This is a genomic window from Chryseobacterium sp. 'Rf worker isolate 10', assembly GCF_050753305.1.
Lineage (GTDB): Bacteria > Bacteroidota > Bacteroidia > Flavobacteriales > Weeksellaceae > Chryseobacterium.
Window position 1 is genome coordinate 1,464,526 of sequence record NZ_JBOZOF010000001.1, and the last position, 17,874, is coordinate 1,482,399.

Below are 17,874 nucleotides of genomic sequence, written 5' to 3' on the forward strand. Positions count from 1 at the left end.
TATTAATTTTACATCCTCTTTTCTATTATTTGTTGAAAGAGGATGTATTTTTATGCCAGTCATAATTAAAATTATAAACTTAAAGAATACAAACCATAAACTTATCTTAAAATCCTACTCTACAACTACTTATTATCAATATTTTTCATACATTCACATGATTTTTATAAAAGCACATTGAAAGCTCTTGTTTACTACTATTTTTAATCAAAAAATTGAAAATAGATTCATTAATAACAACAAAACAAGTATAGTTTTCAATTAAAAGCACAATCATATATATGTTGAAAAATTTTAAAACCATTCGTTTTTTACTTCTTCTTCCGCTTACATTTTGTGTGTTCGGTTTTCGTCCTCCCATCAATGAAGAAGAAAAGATGCAGATCATCATGGTCAATACAAAGAATATTTTGTCTTATCTGCATTACAGCCCAAAACCTATTAATGATGCGTATTCAAAAGAAGTGTATAAGCAGTATTTTGAATCAATAGATCCTACAAAAATATATTTCCTGCAATCCGATATGGATGAGTTTCGTAAATACGAAACCAAGCTGGATGACTATCTGAATACCGGAGATTTGACTTTTTATAAACTGACAGTCGATAAATTGTATCAAAGGATTGATGAAATTGATAAAATGACCAAGGATATTTTCAGCAAACCGATCAATCTGGAAGAAGATGAAATCCTGACTTTGGAACCCAAACTGAAAAATGCGCCTGCCAACAAGCAGCAGCAGTATAATGAATGGAGGAAATATGTGAAATACAATATTCTGCAGGAAATAGAATCCATGAACAGGAAAAGCGAAGAAAAAAAGAAGGAGGATAACAAAGAAAACAGCAGTAAGCCTGAAGTACTGACCCAAGATGAAAAGGTAAAAAAAGCAACAGAAAATGTTAAAGATCTTCTGGAAGATAAATTTATCCGGTTCAAGAAAAGACAAAAAATGGATTGGTTTACCGTATATATGAATGCCTATACTCATATTTTTGATCCACATACCAACTATTATTCACCGCAGGGAAAGAAAGATTTTGATACGGACTTCACAGGAAAAATAATCGGAATAGGAGCCGTAATCCAGGAAAAAAAAGGAAACCTCTTTATCGGCACACTATCCATTGGAGCTCCGGCATGGAAGACCAAGCAACTGACGGAGGGTGATAAAATTTTAAAAATAAAATCTACCCCCGATACTGATCCTGTAAATGTTGTGGATATGCTTTCCAGCGAAGCCATAAAATTAATCAGGGGTGAAAAAGGAACTCCCATTACTTTAACGGTACAGAAAAAAGACGGAACTATTCAGGATGTGACAATGATTCGCGAAGAAATATCGATTGAAGATACTTTTGCTAAAAGTATAATCGTAAATGCATCCGATAAAAAATACGGACTGATCAATTTACCAAAATTCAATGCTGATTTTGAGGATAAAGACGGCAGAAATGCATCTGATGATATTAAAAAAGAAATCATCAAACTTAAGGAGCAAAATATCCAGGGAATTGTTCTTGATCTTAGAGATAACTCCGGAGGCTCATTAACGGAAGTTGGAGATATTATGGGGCTTTTCATGGATGCAGGTCCTTATGTGCAGGTGAAGGATGGAAATGGAAAGATTACCACTTTAAAAAATAAAAATGAAGCTCCCATATGGAACGGCCCACTTGTGATTCTACAGAATGAATTATCCGCTTCTGCGGCAGAAATTTTAGCCGGAGTAATGCAGGATTATGGAAGAGCTGTTATCATGGGATCACCTGTTTCGTATGGAAAAGGAACCGTGCAGGTATTTGTAGATTTGAACAGGTTTCTCAATACTCAGGAAGACTTTGGTTCCATAAAACTAACCATTCAGAAATATTATAGAATCACCGGAGAGTCTACCCAGAGAAAAGGGGTAAGCTCAGATATCCAGATGAAAGATGTTTTTTCTTATGCGGATATAGGTGAAAAATATGATGACTATGCATTAGCCTGGGATAAAATACCGGGAACAAGCTTCAACAAACGAAACTTTCTCAATATTCAGGCTTTGCAGAAAGTAAGTGAAGAAAGAATTTCTAAAAACGATAATTATAAATTGTTACTTGAATATGCCCAATGGAGAGAAAATCTGGGTAAACAAAAAACAGTACCTCTGAGCATGCAAAAATACAGCGATCTGATGAAGCAGAGAAAAACTGAGGATGATAAATTCAAAGTTTTAAAAACATTAGAAAGCGGACTTCAATTCACCCTATATCCGAAGGATATTGAAAGAGAGAAAATTGATGCAGCCTTCAAAAATAAATCTGAAGTATGGGTTAAAAACCTGAAAAAAGATCTCTATCTGCAGGAAGCCATACATATCGTTGAAGATCTGGAAGTAAGATCATAAGCATACTTCTTTATTCAAAATTTAAATTTATAAAGCTCAAAAGTGTATTTTCCTACATTTTTGAGCTTTTCTTTATTAAAATCAAAAATTTCTTATAAAATATTTGTGTAGCTAAATAACTACACATATATTTGTAGTCAAATAACTACACGATGAATTTAAGAAGAGATGTATTTCAGGCGATAGCAGATCCTACAAGACGATCTATATTGATGTTGGTAGCAGCACAGTCGATGACAGCTGGAGCCATTGCCTCCAATTTTGATACGGCAAGACCTACCGTTTCAAAGCATCTCCAGATCCTTACAGAATGTGAACTGCTGAGATCTGAACAAAACGGCAGAGAAGTTATCTATCACCTAAATCCCAATAAAATGAAAGAAATAGCCGATTTTATAGAACCTTTCCGCCAAATGTGGGACGAAAAATTCAACAAACTGGAAAGTGTGATGAAAGCGTATCAGAAAAGAGAAGCGTGAGGCGAAATACGTGTTTCGGGGTATTGAGTTTCGAGATGAATTGGATAAATGAATTGCAATTTAAAATAACTAGAAACTCGTAAACACAAAAACCCGGATCTCGCATCCCGAACCTTAACTCTCCTACTCTAAAACCCTCCCACTCAACAAAACTCAAAATATGGAACTTAAAACAAAAATCCAGGCCGAAGACGGAAAACAGGAAATCTTCATTATCAGAGAATTTGATCTTCCTGTAGAACTCCTTTTCAAAGCCTATACAGAAGCTGAATTTTTCGAGCAATGGATGGGAACGAAAGTAACCAAATTCGAAAACAGACAGCATGGAAGTTACCGTTTCGAAACTTCAAACCCGCAGGGCGATGTGGTTTTCAGTGCCAATGGAACCATTCATGATATTGTTCAGAATGAGAAAATTATAAGAACCTTCCAGATGGAAAACACTCCATTTCCGGCTCAGATTGAGTTTTTAGAATTTGAGAAATTGACAGATACAACGAGTAAAATTACCATTCAAACCATTTATAAATCTGCAGACATCAGAGACCAGCATCTGAAAATGCCTTTCGCACAGGGTATTAATATGGCGCATAACCGTTTGCAGGAATTATTAGGTAGCAGGTAGCAGATAATAGGTGATAGATAAGAGATAAGAGATAAGAGACAATGGCAGTGAGGTTCAAATTATGAATATCAATGTCAATAGTGAATTTTGCTTTGCAAGTGAATCGTCAGTTATTAGTGAAAGGAAAACCAACCTTGAACCTTGAATATTAAACATTAAAACACATGAATCCAAAAGTTAATTTTTTCTTTAACGACGCCAAGCAATGGAAAAAAGAATTTGAAAAGCTGAGAACCATTGCCCTAAGCACTGAGCTTGTAGAAGATTTAAAATGGGGCTGTCCCTGTTATACTTATGAAGGAAAAAATATTTTCCTGATCCACGGTTTTAAAGAATATTGTGCGCTTCTCTTCTTTAAAGGAGCTTTGATGAAAGATCCTGATCACATTCTGATTCAGCAGTCAAAAAATGTTCAGGCAGCAAGACAGATTCGTTTTACGGATATAGAGCAAATCAATGATTTGGAGAAAATTCTTCAGGCTTATATGTTTGAAGCTGTTGAAATTGAAGAATCAGGAGCTAAAGTTGAAATGAAGAAAACAAAAGAGTTTGAAATGGCAGAAGAGTTTCAAAGTAAACTGGATCAGGATCCTGCATTAAAAGAAGCTTTCAAAGCATTAACTCCAGGAAGACAAAGAGCCTACCTACTCCACTTTTCCTCTGCAAAACAGTCCAAAACCCGTGAAGCACGGATCGAAAAATGCATTCCACAAATCATGGACGGAATAGGATTAAACGATTAACCATAAAAAACCTCATCATGAACACACAACCATCACAAAAAAGAACAAAGATCATCTATTGGATATTTACCCTTTGGATGGCGCTGGGAATGGTTTCCACCGCTATTGTACAACTCATGAAAAGTAAAGATGAATTGCTCAACTTTACCAATCTTGGCTACCCTTCTTATCTGATGACCATCATCGGAGTATGGAAAATTCTGGGCGTTATTGCTATCTTAATTCCTAAGCGCCTGCTGTTGAAAGAATGGGCGTATGCAGGATTTTTCTTTGTCATGTCAGGAGCTGTAATTTCCCATCTGATCGTTGGAGACACAGCAGGAAGAACTTTTCCGGCAGTATTATTATTCGTGCTGGTTCTTATTTCCTGGTATTTCAGACCTGCCGACAGAAAAATCATTATTATTGATTAATAATTTTTAATATCAAAAGTCAGAAATTTTATCTAAGATAAAATCTCCGCGCCTTAAACAAAACCTCATCAGCAAAACTTGCGTCTTGCGATTTCCAACAATACAGCACAACAAACTACAAAACAAAATTTGACATGAAAAAGAAGCTTACTCAGGAACAAACCAACGAGCTTTTAAAAACACTAAAAGTCCGTTTTGAAAAAAATATGTCCCGTCATAAAGATCTGAAATGGGAAAAAATCCAGCAAAAATTGGAAGCCAGCCCTGAAAAACTCTGGTCTTTACATGAAATGGAAACTACAGAAGGCGAACCCGATGTCGTAGATTATAATAAAAAAACAGATGAATATTCATTTTTCGATTGTTCTCCGGAAAGCCCAAAACGTCGAAGCCTATGCTATGATTATCAGGCCTGGGATTCCAGAAAAGCCAATAAACCCGAAAGCAATGTTATTGATACCGCTTCTGAAATGGGTATTGAACTTTTGACAGAGGAACAATACCGCCATCTTCAGGAACTGGGAAAATTTGATCAGAAAACCTCAAGCTGGATCAAGACACCTCAGCAAATTCGTGAATTGGGAGGCGCTATTTTCTGCGACAGACGATACAATACCGTATTTACTTACCACAATGGCGCAGATTCTTATTATGCAGCGAGAGGTTTCAGAGGAGTATTAAAAATATAAAGGAGAATTATTATTTGGAATCTCTCAACCAGGGAGATTCCACGCTCCAGAATATGATTTTCACGCCAAGGTAATTTTCAGCGTATTCTGTAAATTCTTCTTTGGTAAAAGGTTTTTTAGTTTTAGGATTTTTATACGTAAGGGTCGGCTCCTGAACCGCCATTGCGACCAAAGGAAGCTTTCCTTTATATTGATTGAAAAAAGGATAAGAATTTTTCATTTGTCCTTTTTTATTCGGAACAATATCAGGTCCGCCCAATCCTATATTATTTTTATAAGCGAAATCAAACAGTCTGGACATATATTGATGGTCATTATCCCATTCACACGGAAAGAAATTCACATATTGCAATACGTAAGAATCATGAAAAGCACTTCTCGTAAACTTTAGATTTTCCAATTCTGCTTCAAAATAACGATCACAACTGAATCCTGTTTTATCCTTTTTCATGTCAATATCTATAGCAGTTTCCGGAAGATTAATTCCCTGAATTTTTCCGTCAAATTTCTTTGCCAGTTCTCCTATCAGCTTTTGAAATCTCATTCGGACAGCTGGATTCCATTGCTGGGTAGCCCACCCGCTTCCAACAGGTTTATTTTCACCCGGATTATCATATTGAGGAACCAGCCCACCTGTATATTCTTTATCATTCAAAACATAATCAGGAATATATCTTGCCTGTGGCTCAAAGAATCTGTCCTGAAGCTGAATAAATAGTTTTTTATTAAGGCTCGTAAGATAACTCAGGTCTTTCTCAATGACAGAAAAATCATACACATCTTTTGATTTTTCCAAAGTCCTCCAGTTGTAGACAATCTGGACTCCGCTAATATCTTCCCTCGTGATCATCTTTTCAATTTCGTGTAGGTCTCCCGACGAAGTATAAATGTAATTTTGAGGAGCCTGTGCTGTTGCAAATTGTAAACCTAAAATAAATAATCCCAATCCCAGCACTTTAGTAATCTTTTTCATTAAAATCAATTTTAAAAGGTAAATCATTTTTCGTGCCTAAAAACATTTATCATTTTTAAGACCGTTGAAAATTATTCTTATTTATCAACAATATTCTTTAATATATAAATAGTATTGTTATTTTTGAAAGGTAAAAATTTGATTTTAACAATTAAGGATATGAAAAAATTAATCTTATTGGGTGCTGTATCAGCTTTTTTAATCAACTGTAATAAGAAAACTGAAACTCCGGCTCCCAAAGTAGAAGCAGACACCATTGCTGTGCAAGAACCTGTAATTGATACTCTTGGACCAAAATCTTTCTGTTATATTGGAGTAACAGGAAAAGACAGTGTTTTTGCTTCTATTGATGACAACCTAGGAACAATCACCGGAAAATTATCTTATAAAAACAGCGAAAAAGACAGCTCAAAAGGAGATGTAACCGGTTTCAAATCCGGAGACACCCTGAAACTGACTTACGAATTCAGTTCTGAAGGTAAAAAAAGCAAAAGAGATATCTACTTCCTGCAGAAAGACAATGCTTTGACAGAAGGTATTGGAGATCATAAAGATGAAGACGGGCAGTCCAAATATGCTGACGATAAAAAAGTAAGCTATAAAGACGGACAGAAACTCAACCCTGCAGATTGTAAAGTTGTTAGCGAAGCTTTGAAAAAATAATTCATCATAAAAACAAAAACAGCCTTTTTTCAAGGCTGTTTTTTTATGCTAATTCTGTTCAATAATTTCAATAAAACGATTCACAGCTTCATCTCCCGTACTCCAAGAAGTAATAAGACGAATGGCTGAAGAATCTTCATCAATCTTTTTCCATACAAAAAAATCAAAATTTTCCGACAAAACCTTAATAAGATCATTACTTAAAATAGGAAAAATCTGGTTGGTGTAAGTATCTGAGAGAAATGCAGCTCCTTTTTTCTGCAGTGCATTCTTAATTTTCATTGCCTGCTGATTGGCATGTCTTGCAAGATCAAAATACAAATCATCTTTCATCAGTTCCATAAACTGAATTCCCAACAGTCTTCCTTTTGCCAGCAATGCTCCTTTCTGTTTGATATTAAAAGCAAAATCCTCCTGAAGAACAGGATTATTAATCACGATTGCCTCACCTATTAAAGCTCCGTTTTTGGTTCCTCCAAGATAAAAAATATCGGTCAGAGCCGCTACTTTTTCCAGGGTAAGATCACTGATTTCTGCTGTTAAGCCGTGTCCCAATCTTGCTCCATCCATAAACAGATACAGTTTATTTTGTTTACAAAATGCTGAAAGCTCTTCCAGTTCTTTCGCCTGATAGACTGTTCCCAGCTCTGTAGAATTGGAAATATACACCATTTTAGGCATTACCTGATGCGGTACATTACTATGTCCTTCTAAAATTGGGATAATGTCCGATGGTCTTATTTTGCCGTCTGCTGTTTCAATGCTCAGTATTTTATGACCTGTAGCTTCAATAGCTCCGGTCTCATTATTCAGAATATGTCCGGGAGCGGCAGAAATCACACACTGATAAGGTTTTAAGATCGCAGAAATAACAATTAAGTTAGCCTGCGTTCCTCCTGAAACTAAAAAGACTTCCGAATCCGGGTTGTTGATTTTTTCTTTAATTAATGTTTTAGCGCTTAATGAATACTCATCTTCTCCATATCCGGCCTGCTGTTCGAGATTATGCTGTAAAAGAGCCTGTAAGATATTTGGGTGGCATCCTTCAGAATAATCATTTTTGAATGAAAATTTCATAGAGTAAATGTAAAAAGAAAATCGTTCTTATGAAACAGATAACTCAATACAATATCAGCAAATAGTGCATTTATTTAATAGCATCATTAGGCTGCCCGACCTGTAAATCTTTTCCTGAATTGATATATACCTTATATTTCTTTTTACATTTTTTTTCCAGTGGCTCAATAAAATAAGAGATTCCATTCTCCATATAAGCTCCTGTTAAATTACCGGAAGCAATAGTCAAAGTAATAAGCTTTGTACCATCTTCAGATCTCCCTTTAAAACTGTATATTTCATTTTTTCTCAATGCTTCGGATGTTCTGTCTGTCGTTATATATTTTGTTTCCTTACCATTGATATCATATAAATTAAAAATAACCTCTTTTGTTCCTCCCTTATTCAATTTATTTTCTTTTATAAATTTTTTAGGATTAAAATCAAATGTAAAGCTTCGGGATTGTCCCGCTACATTACAAAACAATATAAAAAGCAGAAATAGTATAATGTTTTTCATCTTCTTAAATAGTATTTTATAGATACTCATACAAATTCTATACAAAAAAGGAGCTATAATGATATAGCTCCCTTTAAATATATAGTATCGATTATTTCTTAATAACTTTTGACTGATGAATCAGTTTTTTATTATTCAATAATTTTAACATATAAACACCGGTTTTAAACTTAGTGAAGTTAATAGCTGAATTATTCATCGTATTACTCTCCATTAATCTTCCCGATGCATCATAAATTTCATAATGAGTGATTTTCTCATCACTGTATACCTGAAGAAAATCTTTTACCGGATTCGGGACCAAACCAATTGGCTTTTTAGAAAGCTCTTTGGTACTTAATACAGAAGTAATATTTAAAGTAATATTGTTTCTGCTTAATTGATAACAAACTTTTGCCTGATTAAGTTCCGCAATAGTCTTATTAAGTAAAGCACTTTCTGCTCCTGTAAACGAAATACCCTGTACCGTATATGTTCCTACAGGTAAAGTCGTAAAGTTACCTGTTGAACTTGTAGCAATGATTGTATTGGTTGTTGTATTAATAGCTGCATAAGTAAAACTAACGCCTGCAGGTAGACTTACAGTATCATAGAATTGTCCAGGTCCATTAATGCTAACCACAACACTTGATCCTGCAGGAGTACTGCTCAGATTTCTTGAAGTCATGAAGTACTCCACGCCCTTTTCTAAAGTTACAGTGAATGTTCTGTAATAAGTAAAGCTGGTTCCTGTTCCTGAATACACAGCATTTGAAGTCAGGAAATTAGCTGTTCCTGTCTGAGTTCCTTTATATAAAGTAATAGCTACACCACTTGGAGAAGGATAACTTAATGTATAGCTTCCTGTTTCTGTTGCTTTGAATTTTAAAGTCAGCATACTTGAGCTTGCATTAAGCAGATAAGGAGCTGTTTGTGCCTGATTAAATATATACCAGCTATTGGCTGTCATATTCGCAGCATCGAAAGTCAATGTTTTAGAATTATATGTATCATTAGATGGGGTTTGTGGTACCAGATTAAGGTTAGCCTGTGCACTTCCCTGTATTGCTGTTACCACTTTCGGATTGTCTACCATAATGGTTTGGAAAGCATTACAGTTGGAACTGATAATAAAATTAGTATCGGAAACATCAAAAAACTCTGCATAATCATTGATTACTGCCGTAACTTTAATTCTTGCTTTAGTCGTATAAGGAACATATGGCAAAGTTACCGCTGCTGTCCCATTATTAGGAACATTGGAAGCAAGTACATAAGGGAAAGTATCTCCTCCATCCGTAGAAAGAAGAACATTAACTGTATTCTTCAGAACATTGGTCTGGTTTACATCCCATGTTACATTGATATTGGTTTCAGCATTCACTGTCACATTTGAATTAGGATAGGTCACCGCTAAAGGTCCCTGATCAGTTACGGTCACTGTAACCTGATCAGAATCAGCCCCGCCTGAAATCACACTGTTATCTCTTACAGTAAATCTCATTTTCATGGTTCTTGCTACCAAAGGAAGTGCCTCTGCTTCATTCACAGGAGGATTATTCTGGTTATTCAGAACAAATTTCATTTTTGGGAAATATCGTTCTGTAGTCGTTGTACTCTGCTCAGATCTGAACAATGGCGCTGTAGTACTGTTGACTGCAGAATATCCACCACTTCCGTTAATAGTACTTCCAAAAGCTCCTTTATCATTAGCGGTAGCAACGTCTACCTGATCCCAGGTATAAGAAAGGTTGGTATCTTCGGCATCACTTGCGATCCCTTTTAACTTAAAAGGTGTATTTTTTGGAATGCTTATAGCCGTATTCCCCGGGTTAGCAGATGGTGGCGTATTATTTACTGCCACAGAAGTATAGCAGGTAGAAGACACTGCAAGAGTATTTAAAATCTGATCAATACTTTTAGCATGGAAATAATTCAAACCGTTATTTCCCGTATTGGTTTGATCATTAGGAGTGGTACAGTTGTTTTTATAAGCCATAATAGTAGATCCTGAACCTGGCTCTGTAGCTGCGGCAGAATTCCATCCTGAAGTACAGAATGTAGGACTTGAAGGCGTTCCCCCAATCGCATTATAAGTATGCCCTGCTCCAAACTGATGCCCCATTTCATGAACGATCAGGTTGGCAGACAAAGATTTTGGCATAGAGAGCGTCCATTGGCTCCAGGCTCTCGCTTTAAGAGATGCAGTACACGGACGAGGTCCCGCCTGCCCCTGAGCACTTCCTCCCGCTCCCGGCATAATATTAAAGGTATGACCAATATCATAATCTGCATAGGGCAGCGTTCCGTTGGTATTCATAATGTCAAACCCGGATTGTGAATTGGCTGCTGAAGCAAAAGATGGGTCTATTGTAAAAGGGTCTGTAGCTCCATCAGTAAAAATCAGGGTTTTATTGGTTGTTTTATCAATTAATGTAAAAGAAATGGATAATTCTGATTCATATATCTGATTGATCAGGTTCATCATTGCGACCAATTCTCCAAGAGCAGCATCCTGATTTCCTAAAGCGGTTGTAAATTCACCTGTCGTTGCCACTGCCATTCTGAAAGTTTTCAATGAGCTTCCATAAGGGAATCCTGATACCGACTTCTGAACATTCAGCCCTTTGGCCACAGCCTCCAAACTTTCTTTAAAGTCATTTTCATCAGTTCCGCACATGAATTTTTCACCAAACATTTCAAAGGAATTGTAAATACGATATTCTCCTTTTTTAGTTTTATAAGGTTCTATAATATAATATCCTGTACCGGATTTCACCATTGCAGAGATCTCATTTCCAACCAGGGTAAGTTTTATTTTATCCTTTTTGTCCTTTGAATAACCATCAAAGGTGACAATATTGTCAATTTTCCTGTTTAAAAGATTATTTTCAGATAGAATAAACTCTTTTTTAGTCCCATCAATAAGGGTTAATACAATAGATTGGTTGCTAATTTTTTCAGAATTTTTTCTACTGATATTTACAGTTCTTTTAAAATCATCAATATTAAGTTTAAAAGTTGTTCCTGGAAGATCGTCACTGCTTAAACTGCTGGGTTTCAATATCTGCGCATTCATAAAAAAGGATGCACAGAGTGAAAGGAAAGTAATTTTTAATTTCATTGCTCTATTTTTTACGAAGTTAAGATAAGTAATTAATCAATAAATCACTTAAAAATGAAAATAAATACACATTAATTACCAATACCTTAAAAAATTACAAATATTTCTAATTATTAAAAAAAATATTAATTAAAAATTGAATAAATAAAAATATAAAAAACATCCAAGCTCATATATAACACTCTCATTTATAACTAATTTTAAATTCCATCATTATTAATTTACTCACAATTCTATTTTTTTATTAAAATAATTTACAGATATTTCAAATTAAATTTTATTTTGTTAGATTTGTAGTGAAAATCATCTAACATTTTGAAAACAACCCTAACAGAAGAGAATTACCTGAAAGCTTTGTTTCATTTAGTTGACAATGAAGGTAAGGTTACAATTAATGAGCTCAGTAAATTTTTGAATGTCAAAATGCCGAGCGTCAATAATATGATGAAGAAATTTGCCGACAAAAAATGGGTCATCTATGAAACTTATAAGCCATTAATTGTTACAGAAAGCGGAAGACGTGAAGCCTCTCTGGTCGTTCGTAAACACAGACTTACCGAAATGTTTTTAGTCAAAAAAATGAATTTTGGCTGGGAAAATGTTCACGAGATTGCAGAGCAGCTTGAGCACGTACATTCTCAAATCTTTTTCGATAAAATGGACGAAATTCTGGATTATCCTAAATTTGATCCGCATGGAGAACCTATTCCTGATAAAGACGGAAATATTATCTCTCAGGATTTACAGAAGCTCAGCCATTGTGAACCTGGTGAAAATGTTACTTTCGCCTCAGTAACTCTTTCTGATGATGCTTTCCTGACTTATTTGACTGACAGAAAACTGCTGCTCAATACCAAAGTAAAAGTTGTAAAAGTTGAAAGTTTTGACAAATCAATGACGATTGAAATTGACGGTAAAATAGAAATTCTAAGCAAAAAAGCGACTGAGAAAATATTGGTAAAAAAATAAATTTACATATACACAAAAGGTGGTTAAATAACATTTAGCCACCTTTTGTATAGTATACTAAAAAGGAACGATCAATTTTAAAGAAATATTTCTTCCCATATTATAAATATTTCCTAAATATTTTAAACGGCTGAGATGTGACTGATAAGCACGGTCAAATACATTATTCACCTGAAACTGCAGAACTGCAGAATGGTTTTCAGAATAGTGTATTGCAACAGATGCACCGATATTAAATAATGTATAATCCGGTGTTGCAGTTTCTGTATTATCTAATCCCATATACCTGTTCTGTGCCGCCGAAAACTCTACTTCTGCTGTGGGAGTTACTGATGAAATCAATTTTGACGGGATAGATATTTTCTGGGATAGGTTTCCAGATAGTTTCAATGGAGAAATCAAAGGAAGATATTCTCCCTGAGTCTCTTTATTTTTGAATTTCTTATCACGGTTGAAGCCGTAAATAACGGATAAGCTTGTCTCAAAATTAAATCCTTTCCATTTCTCAGGATGCAGCGATACCCACGCCTCCATCCCATAAAGCTGGGCAGAAGCCTGCTGATACTGATAGGTTTTATTTCCTTGTGTATCGACAACAGGATTTCCCTGTGCATCTACAAGTAATGACAGATAAATATAATTCTGAATATTATTATTAAACCAGCTTACATCCGCTGAAAAGTCCTTAAATCTTGTACTGATTCCCAGATCTTCCTGTAATGAAAACTCAGGATTAAAATCTCTGTTTCCTTTATAAATAATGTGGGCTCCGGGATCCAGTCCGTTCGAACCAATCTCTGTAATGTTTGGTGCTCTGTAACTTCTTCCAATATTGGCTTTAAGGCTAATCTGTTTTGTCAGTTGAAAAGCCGATCCGATACTGGCTGACAGACCGCCGAACGTTTTGTTGTAAGAAGCAAACCCAAGCCTGGTATTGGAAGATGCCTGAGCAGCATGTTCTTCAAATTGTGTTACCGGATTAGTCTGTATATAAAAATCATCCCAGCCAATCATTCGGATATCATAACGGGCACCACCACTTATATTCAATCTTTTGTATTTCCATTTGATATAGGTATAGATTCCTCCTTCACTTAGGTCGTAATCAGGAATTGGAAAATCTGTTGCTGATTTATTTTTATTGTTTTGAACCATTCCGTTAATACCCGCAGAAATTTCAACTGATGAAAATTTAGGAAAATTATAGCGTATTCCATAGTTTAACGTATTAAGCCTTACATACATTCCGGGCTGTGAGGGCACAGTGGGATGATTGTATTCTCTACGGATATTTTGCTGTAAAGCCAACTGAACATCCAGATCTCCTTTCCCAATCTGTTGAGTATGCTGTGCGTATAACCTGTAATGCTGAATTCTTTGGTGTAAAAGTGAAAGCGTGTAGGAATTAAGATTTCTCTCTGAAACTACAGGTCTTTTCCCAAAATCATCATCGTCTCCCTCTCCTATCTGATAGGTAAATTTTCCGGTATTCGGATCACGGCTTCCATCAGGTATTCCCTGCAGATTATCATATAATGTAAAATTGATTTTTGAAAAGCTTGTATTTGTTTTTCGTCCTAAGAGAAAAGAAAGGTTTTTTTCTTCAAAATTGGTATTGTATACTCTGTCATCTACAGCATTCCTGTAGTTTTTGGCCATTCTATAGGAAGCATTTAATGAAGCTATTAGAGAGTTCTTTTTATAGCCTAACTGCATCCCGTTTCCGATAAGACTATTATTTCCCTGATATTCACTTGTTATTTTTCCATGCACAATACCGTCATTTTGAGAAGGCACATAGGGAAAAAGACTTACCACTCCTGCCAAAGCATCAGAACCGAACATCAAGCTGGCAGGCCCTTTTATAACCTCTGCCCGTTCTACAATATAGGGAGCTACTTCTATACCATGCTCATCTCCCCATTGCTGGCCTTCCTGGCGTATCCCATCATAAAGAGTCAGTACCCGGTTATAGCCTAATCCCCGGATAAAAGGTTTTGAAATATTAGGTCCTGTTTCCACAACGCTTAATCCCGGAGCGGATTTCACCAATGAACTGATGATATTGGTAGCCACAGTTTTTTCAATTTGTTTAGAAGAAATACTGAGCATGGCAACAGGTGTTTCTTTAATTAAGGTTTCCCTGGAAACCCCTGTTATTGCTATTTCATCAATGGTGTTGCTATTGCGGATGAGTATGATATTTGGAAGCTGCGTAGTCTTTTTCTCTATGGAAATGTTCTTTTCAAAGTCTTCATATCCTGTCGCTTTTACCAGGAGTATATAATTTCCGGCAACGAGATTTTTGATTGTATAATTTCCATTTTTATCAGCCGTAGTTTTTATTGAAGTTCCTTTAAGTACTATTTCAGCACTTGAACTGCCTCCGTTTTCAAAAAGTACTTTCCCAGCCACTTCTGTCTCCTGAGCATTTACCATGGAAGTAATAAAGATTACAACAACCGGCACCATCAATCTAAATTTCATATATCTAAGATTTTTATTAAGCTTTTTAAATTTGAAAATGGTTATTAATAAAAATCAAAAGTAGTAAAAAAACAACTATTGCAACAATGTTGCGTTATTTAATTTTAAATTAATTTCTTTAAAACTTATATGAAGAATTTTTTTGAAAGGCAGCCATTGACCAACTGTTAAAAAACGGTTAAACTCTCTTTCCGGAAATACCTGAAAATTTATTTTTAACTACGTTTGCAAAATCTTCCAGAGGTTTTGTCTTTCCGACAGATATTAACCTTTAATTATTACTTAAAAAAATTATGAAAAAAAGCATTCCATTTTTTATTATTTCGATGTTATTAAGTCCATTGGCAAATGCGCAGACCACTTCTCAGGTAAGAGATTTTGTTATTGAGCCCCAGATTAAACCTAATTTCTATATTTATAAAACTTTCGGAGTATTCGGTGGGAAAGAATACTCTACCAATGCAGTTTATCTGGTTACCAAAAAAGGAGTTGTTTTATTTGATGTTCCATGGCAGAAAACGCAGTATCAAAGTTTATTGGATACAATCCAAAAACGTCATAATCTTCCTGTCATAGCAGTATTTGCAACCCATTCACATGAAGACAGAGCCGGAGATTTAAGCTTTTACAATAATAAAGGAATCAAAACGTATGCAACTGCCAAAACTAATGAACTGTTAAAGAAAGAAGGAAAAGCTACTTCTACAGAAATTATAGAAACGGGAAAAACATACCGTATTGGCGGAGAAAAATTTGTAGTAGACTTTCTTGGTGAAGGACATACTGTTGACAATGTAGTGGTATGGTTTCCAAAATACAATATATTGGACGGAGGATGCCTTGTAAAAAGCAGAACAGCTGAGAATTTAGGCTACACCGGGGAAGCCAATGTTGCACAATGGCCACAAACAATGGCAAAGCTGAAATCCAAATACTCACAGGCTGCTCTTGTTATTCCAGGTCATGATGAATGGAAAGGTGGCGGACATGTAGAGCATACACTGGAACTTTTGAACAAAAAATAATCATATAATATAGAAAAGACCTGACTTTTGCCAGGTCTTTTTTTGTAAGGCATTTATTTACCTGAAAGATATTTTATAGCTTCCCCCATTACTCTATCTGCAAATGTTTGCGGATTATTTTTCATTTGTGCAACTTCAACATCCGAAGGAGGTGTCACATAAATATCCGGCTTCACGCCAATCCCTTCTATGACTTCCTCATTAAGATTTTTAGTGGCCATCAATGGCATATAAAATTCTAAAATCCCACCGGCTATGACATCCTGGGTTCCACCGTTAAATTCATCTGGTCCTCCCAAACCTGCAGTAGCTCCCGCACTGTAATCTCCTATTGAGACAGCATGAGGTCCCTGACTTTTAAGCATCAATGTTGACATTTCCGACATACTATAACTTCCTTTATCCGTTAAAATAACAATAGGAATATCTTTGGGAATTCCAAGCAGATGGGGTTTTACCTGTACCGGAACCCACGGAGTATAATTAAATTGTCCGTTCCCTTCTTTTGTTCTTTGATAAAATGCCGTTGTACTTTTAGTGATCAATCGTTCTGTAAAAAATCTTGCATCAACAACTGCACCACCACCGTTACCTCTTAGGTCAATAATCAGTTTTTTAATCTCTCCTTTATGCAAAGGATTCAGAAATTTTCTATAAAAGGGAGCACTTGTCAGTATTTTGTTTGCTGCATTCTGAAAGATATCTAAGCGATACCCCCATTTTACATGATCATTCATTTTAGCAATAAACCATTGGATATAAGGAAGATTTTCACTATTTAACACCGTTGAATAAGTTGCCGGGCTATTATATTTTACAAGATTATTAGACTTGGTGAGTAACTGCTGGGTTATATTTAAAAAAGAGTCTGATAAAACTTCTGTACTTTTAAACGCTCCGATCTGACTATTGAAGGATTTCATTTCATTTGAATTCGGAAATGAATTCCATTCGTTCAATATATTTATAGTGAAATTTTTAATTTCATTTCTCTTGTTAATATCAGCAATTGCATTGAGCTCTGCACTGCTTTCAATAGTTGCAGGTGTAAGAACCAGAGAATTTCCCGGATCAGGACTTACATATTTATCGGCAAGATCAATTTTAAGAGATCTTGTCAGCATAAAGCTACTGTATGAAAAATAGTAGATGTCAGGATTAGACTTTAAGCTTCCCATAAGATAGGTCATACTTCCGTCGGAATACGTATAAGTCCGAGACTCTACATCATTCAGTCTATCTTTCATATATCCGTATTTTGCATCAAACGGATAATAATTAGATTTCTTTTCTTTCATTCCACCAGAAAATTTATAAGTAATGCCAACACCAGAATTTGAAACAGGTAATCTTATTTTCACAGAAAAATGCCTGTCAATAATAGGATTGACGATTTCTGTAAAATACCCATATGCTTTTTCAGCATCTGCCAGCATATCCGTATCACTTACTCCAATACCATTATAAGATTTTAAAGCAGCAAATTTGGGGTAATATTCTTTGTATATAGCATTCCAGTCCATCCCTCCTTTTTCTTTCTGTTCATAAAAATAATTATACCGTTGATCCATCACTGTCCAGAATACTTTAAAAAGATCTGCATAAGATTTTATATCATTGCTTGTATATCGCGTTGGTTCTTTAATGGAAGACTCGTAATCCTGTACACAGGAATTGAATATTGCTGATGTTGAAAATAATGCAAGTCCTAAATAAATGATATTTTTTTTCATTTTCAT

General features: G+C 35.3%; 15 protein-coding genes. 9 read left to right on the top strand and 6 right to left on the bottom strand.

Annotated features, from left to right (window positions below):
* The first annotated feature begins 281 nt into the window (after window positions 1-281).
* The 6 genes from LKL37_RS06520 to LKL37_RS06545 all read left to right on the top strand — a co-directional run bounded on the left by LKL37_RS06520 (window position 282) and on the right by LKL37_RS06545 (window position 5,339).
* Window positions 282-2,390, top strand: a complete 2,109-nt coding sequence (locus LKL37_RS06520; RefSeq protein ID WP_431609764.1) for a carboxy terminal-processing peptidase — start codon at window positions 282-284, stop codon at window positions 2,388-2,390.
* Between the two features lie 152 nt (window positions 2,391-2,542).
* Window positions 2,543-2,869 (top strand): ArsR/SmtB family transcription factor, encoded by a 327-nt coding sequence (locus tag LKL37_RS06525; RefSeq protein ID WP_431609765.1) that lies wholly within the window; start codon window positions 2,543-2,545, stop codon window positions 2,867-2,869.
* A 160-nt stretch (window positions 2,870-3,029) separates the two neighbouring features.
* Window positions 3,030-3,494 carry an SRPBCC family protein gene (locus LKL37_RS06530; RefSeq protein WP_431609766.1) on the top strand — a complete coding sequence of 155 codons (465 nt, stop codon included), beginning with the start codon at window positions 3,030-3,032 and terminating at the stop codon, window positions 3,492-3,494.
* 164 nt (window positions 3,495-3,658) lie between these two features.
* Window positions 3,659-4,237 (top strand): YdeI/OmpD-associated family protein, encoded by a 579-nt coding sequence (locus LKL37_RS06535; protein ID WP_431609767.1) that lies wholly within the window; start codon window positions 3,659-3,661, stop codon window positions 4,235-4,237.
* Window positions 4,238-4,254: 17 nt separating this feature from the next.
* Window positions 4,255-4,650 (top strand): DoxX family protein, encoded by a 396-nt coding sequence (locus LKL37_RS06540; RefSeq protein ID WP_431609768.1) that lies wholly within the window; start codon window positions 4,255-4,257, stop codon window positions 4,648-4,650.
* Window positions 4,651-4,784: 134 nt separating this feature from the next.
* Entirely contained in the window at window positions 4,785-5,339 is a 555-nt protein-coding gene (locus LKL37_RS06545) for a DUF4256 domain-containing protein (RefSeq protein WP_431609769.1), read from the top strand.
* A gap of 10 nt (window positions 5,340-5,349) precedes the next feature.
* On the opposite strand, the gene LKL37_RS06550 is transcribed toward LKL37_RS06545, so the two are convergent.
* Window positions 5,350-6,312: a hypothetical protein gene (locus tag LKL37_RS06550; RefSeq protein WP_431609770.1), complete on the bottom strand. Its 963-nt coding sequence runs from the start codon at window positions 6,310-6,312 to the stop codon at window positions 5,350-5,352.
* Between the two features lie 159 nt (window positions 6,313-6,471).
* On the opposite strand from LKL37_RS06550, the gene LKL37_RS06555 reads away from it, so the two are divergent.
* Window positions 6,472-6,975 (top strand): hypothetical protein, encoded by a 504-nt coding sequence (locus LKL37_RS06555; RefSeq protein ID WP_431609771.1) that lies wholly within the window; start codon window positions 6,472-6,474, stop codon window positions 6,973-6,975.
* Between the two features lie 48 nt (window positions 6,976-7,023).
* On the opposite strand, the gene LKL37_RS06560 is transcribed toward LKL37_RS06555, so the two are convergent.
* The 3 genes from LKL37_RS06560 to LKL37_RS06570 form a co-directional block, all read right to left on the bottom strand.
* Window positions 7,024-8,052: a threonine aldolase family protein gene (locus LKL37_RS06560; RefSeq protein ID WP_431609772.1), complete on the bottom strand. Its 1,029-nt coding sequence runs from the start codon at window positions 8,050-8,052 to the stop codon at window positions 7,024-7,026.
* Between the two features lie 70 nt (window positions 8,053-8,122).
* A complete protein-coding gene (locus LKL37_RS06565; RefSeq protein ID WP_431609773.1) occupies window positions 8,123-8,551 on the bottom strand; it encodes a hypothetical protein in 429 nt (142 codons plus the stop codon).
* Window positions 8,552-8,642: 91 nt separating this feature from the next.
* Complete coding sequence (locus LKL37_RS06570; protein WP_431609774.1) at window positions 8,643-11,654, bottom strand: reprolysin-like metallopeptidase; 3,012 nt, start codon at window positions 11,652-11,654, stop codon at window positions 8,643-8,645.
* Between the two features lie 315 nt (window positions 11,655-11,969).
* Here LKL37_RS06570 and LKL37_RS06575 point away from each other — a divergent pair, with 315 nt between their 5' ends.
* Entirely contained in the window at window positions 11,970-12,623 is a 654-nt protein-coding gene (locus LKL37_RS06575) for a metal-dependent transcriptional regulator (RefSeq protein WP_431609775.1), read from the top strand.
* 57 nt (window positions 12,624-12,680) lie between these two features.
* Here the strand turns inward: LKL37_RS06575 and LKL37_RS06580 are convergent, their stop codons facing one another.
* A complete protein-coding gene (locus LKL37_RS06580; protein WP_431609776.1) occupies window positions 12,681-15,110 on the bottom strand; it encodes a TonB-dependent receptor in 2,430 nt (809 codons plus the stop codon).
* A 293-nt stretch (window positions 15,111-15,403) separates the two neighbouring features.
* Here LKL37_RS06580 and blaIND point away from each other — a divergent pair, with 293 nt between their 5' ends.
* The gene (gene blaIND / locus LKL37_RS06585; protein WP_431609777.1) at window positions 15,404-16,135 is read left to right on the top strand and encodes an IND family subclass B1 metallo-beta-lactamase; all 732 of its coding nucleotides are present in this window, start codon (window positions 15,404-15,406) and stop codon (window positions 16,133-16,135) included.
* Between the two features lie 53 nt (window positions 16,136-16,188).
* Here the strand turns inward: blaIND and LKL37_RS06590 are convergent, their stop codons facing one another.
* Complete coding sequence (locus LKL37_RS06590; protein WP_431609778.1) at window positions 16,189-17,868, bottom strand: S41 family peptidase; 1,680 nt, start codon at window positions 17,866-17,868, stop codon at window positions 16,189-16,191.
* Between the last annotated feature and the right edge of the window lie 6 nt (window positions 17,869-17,874).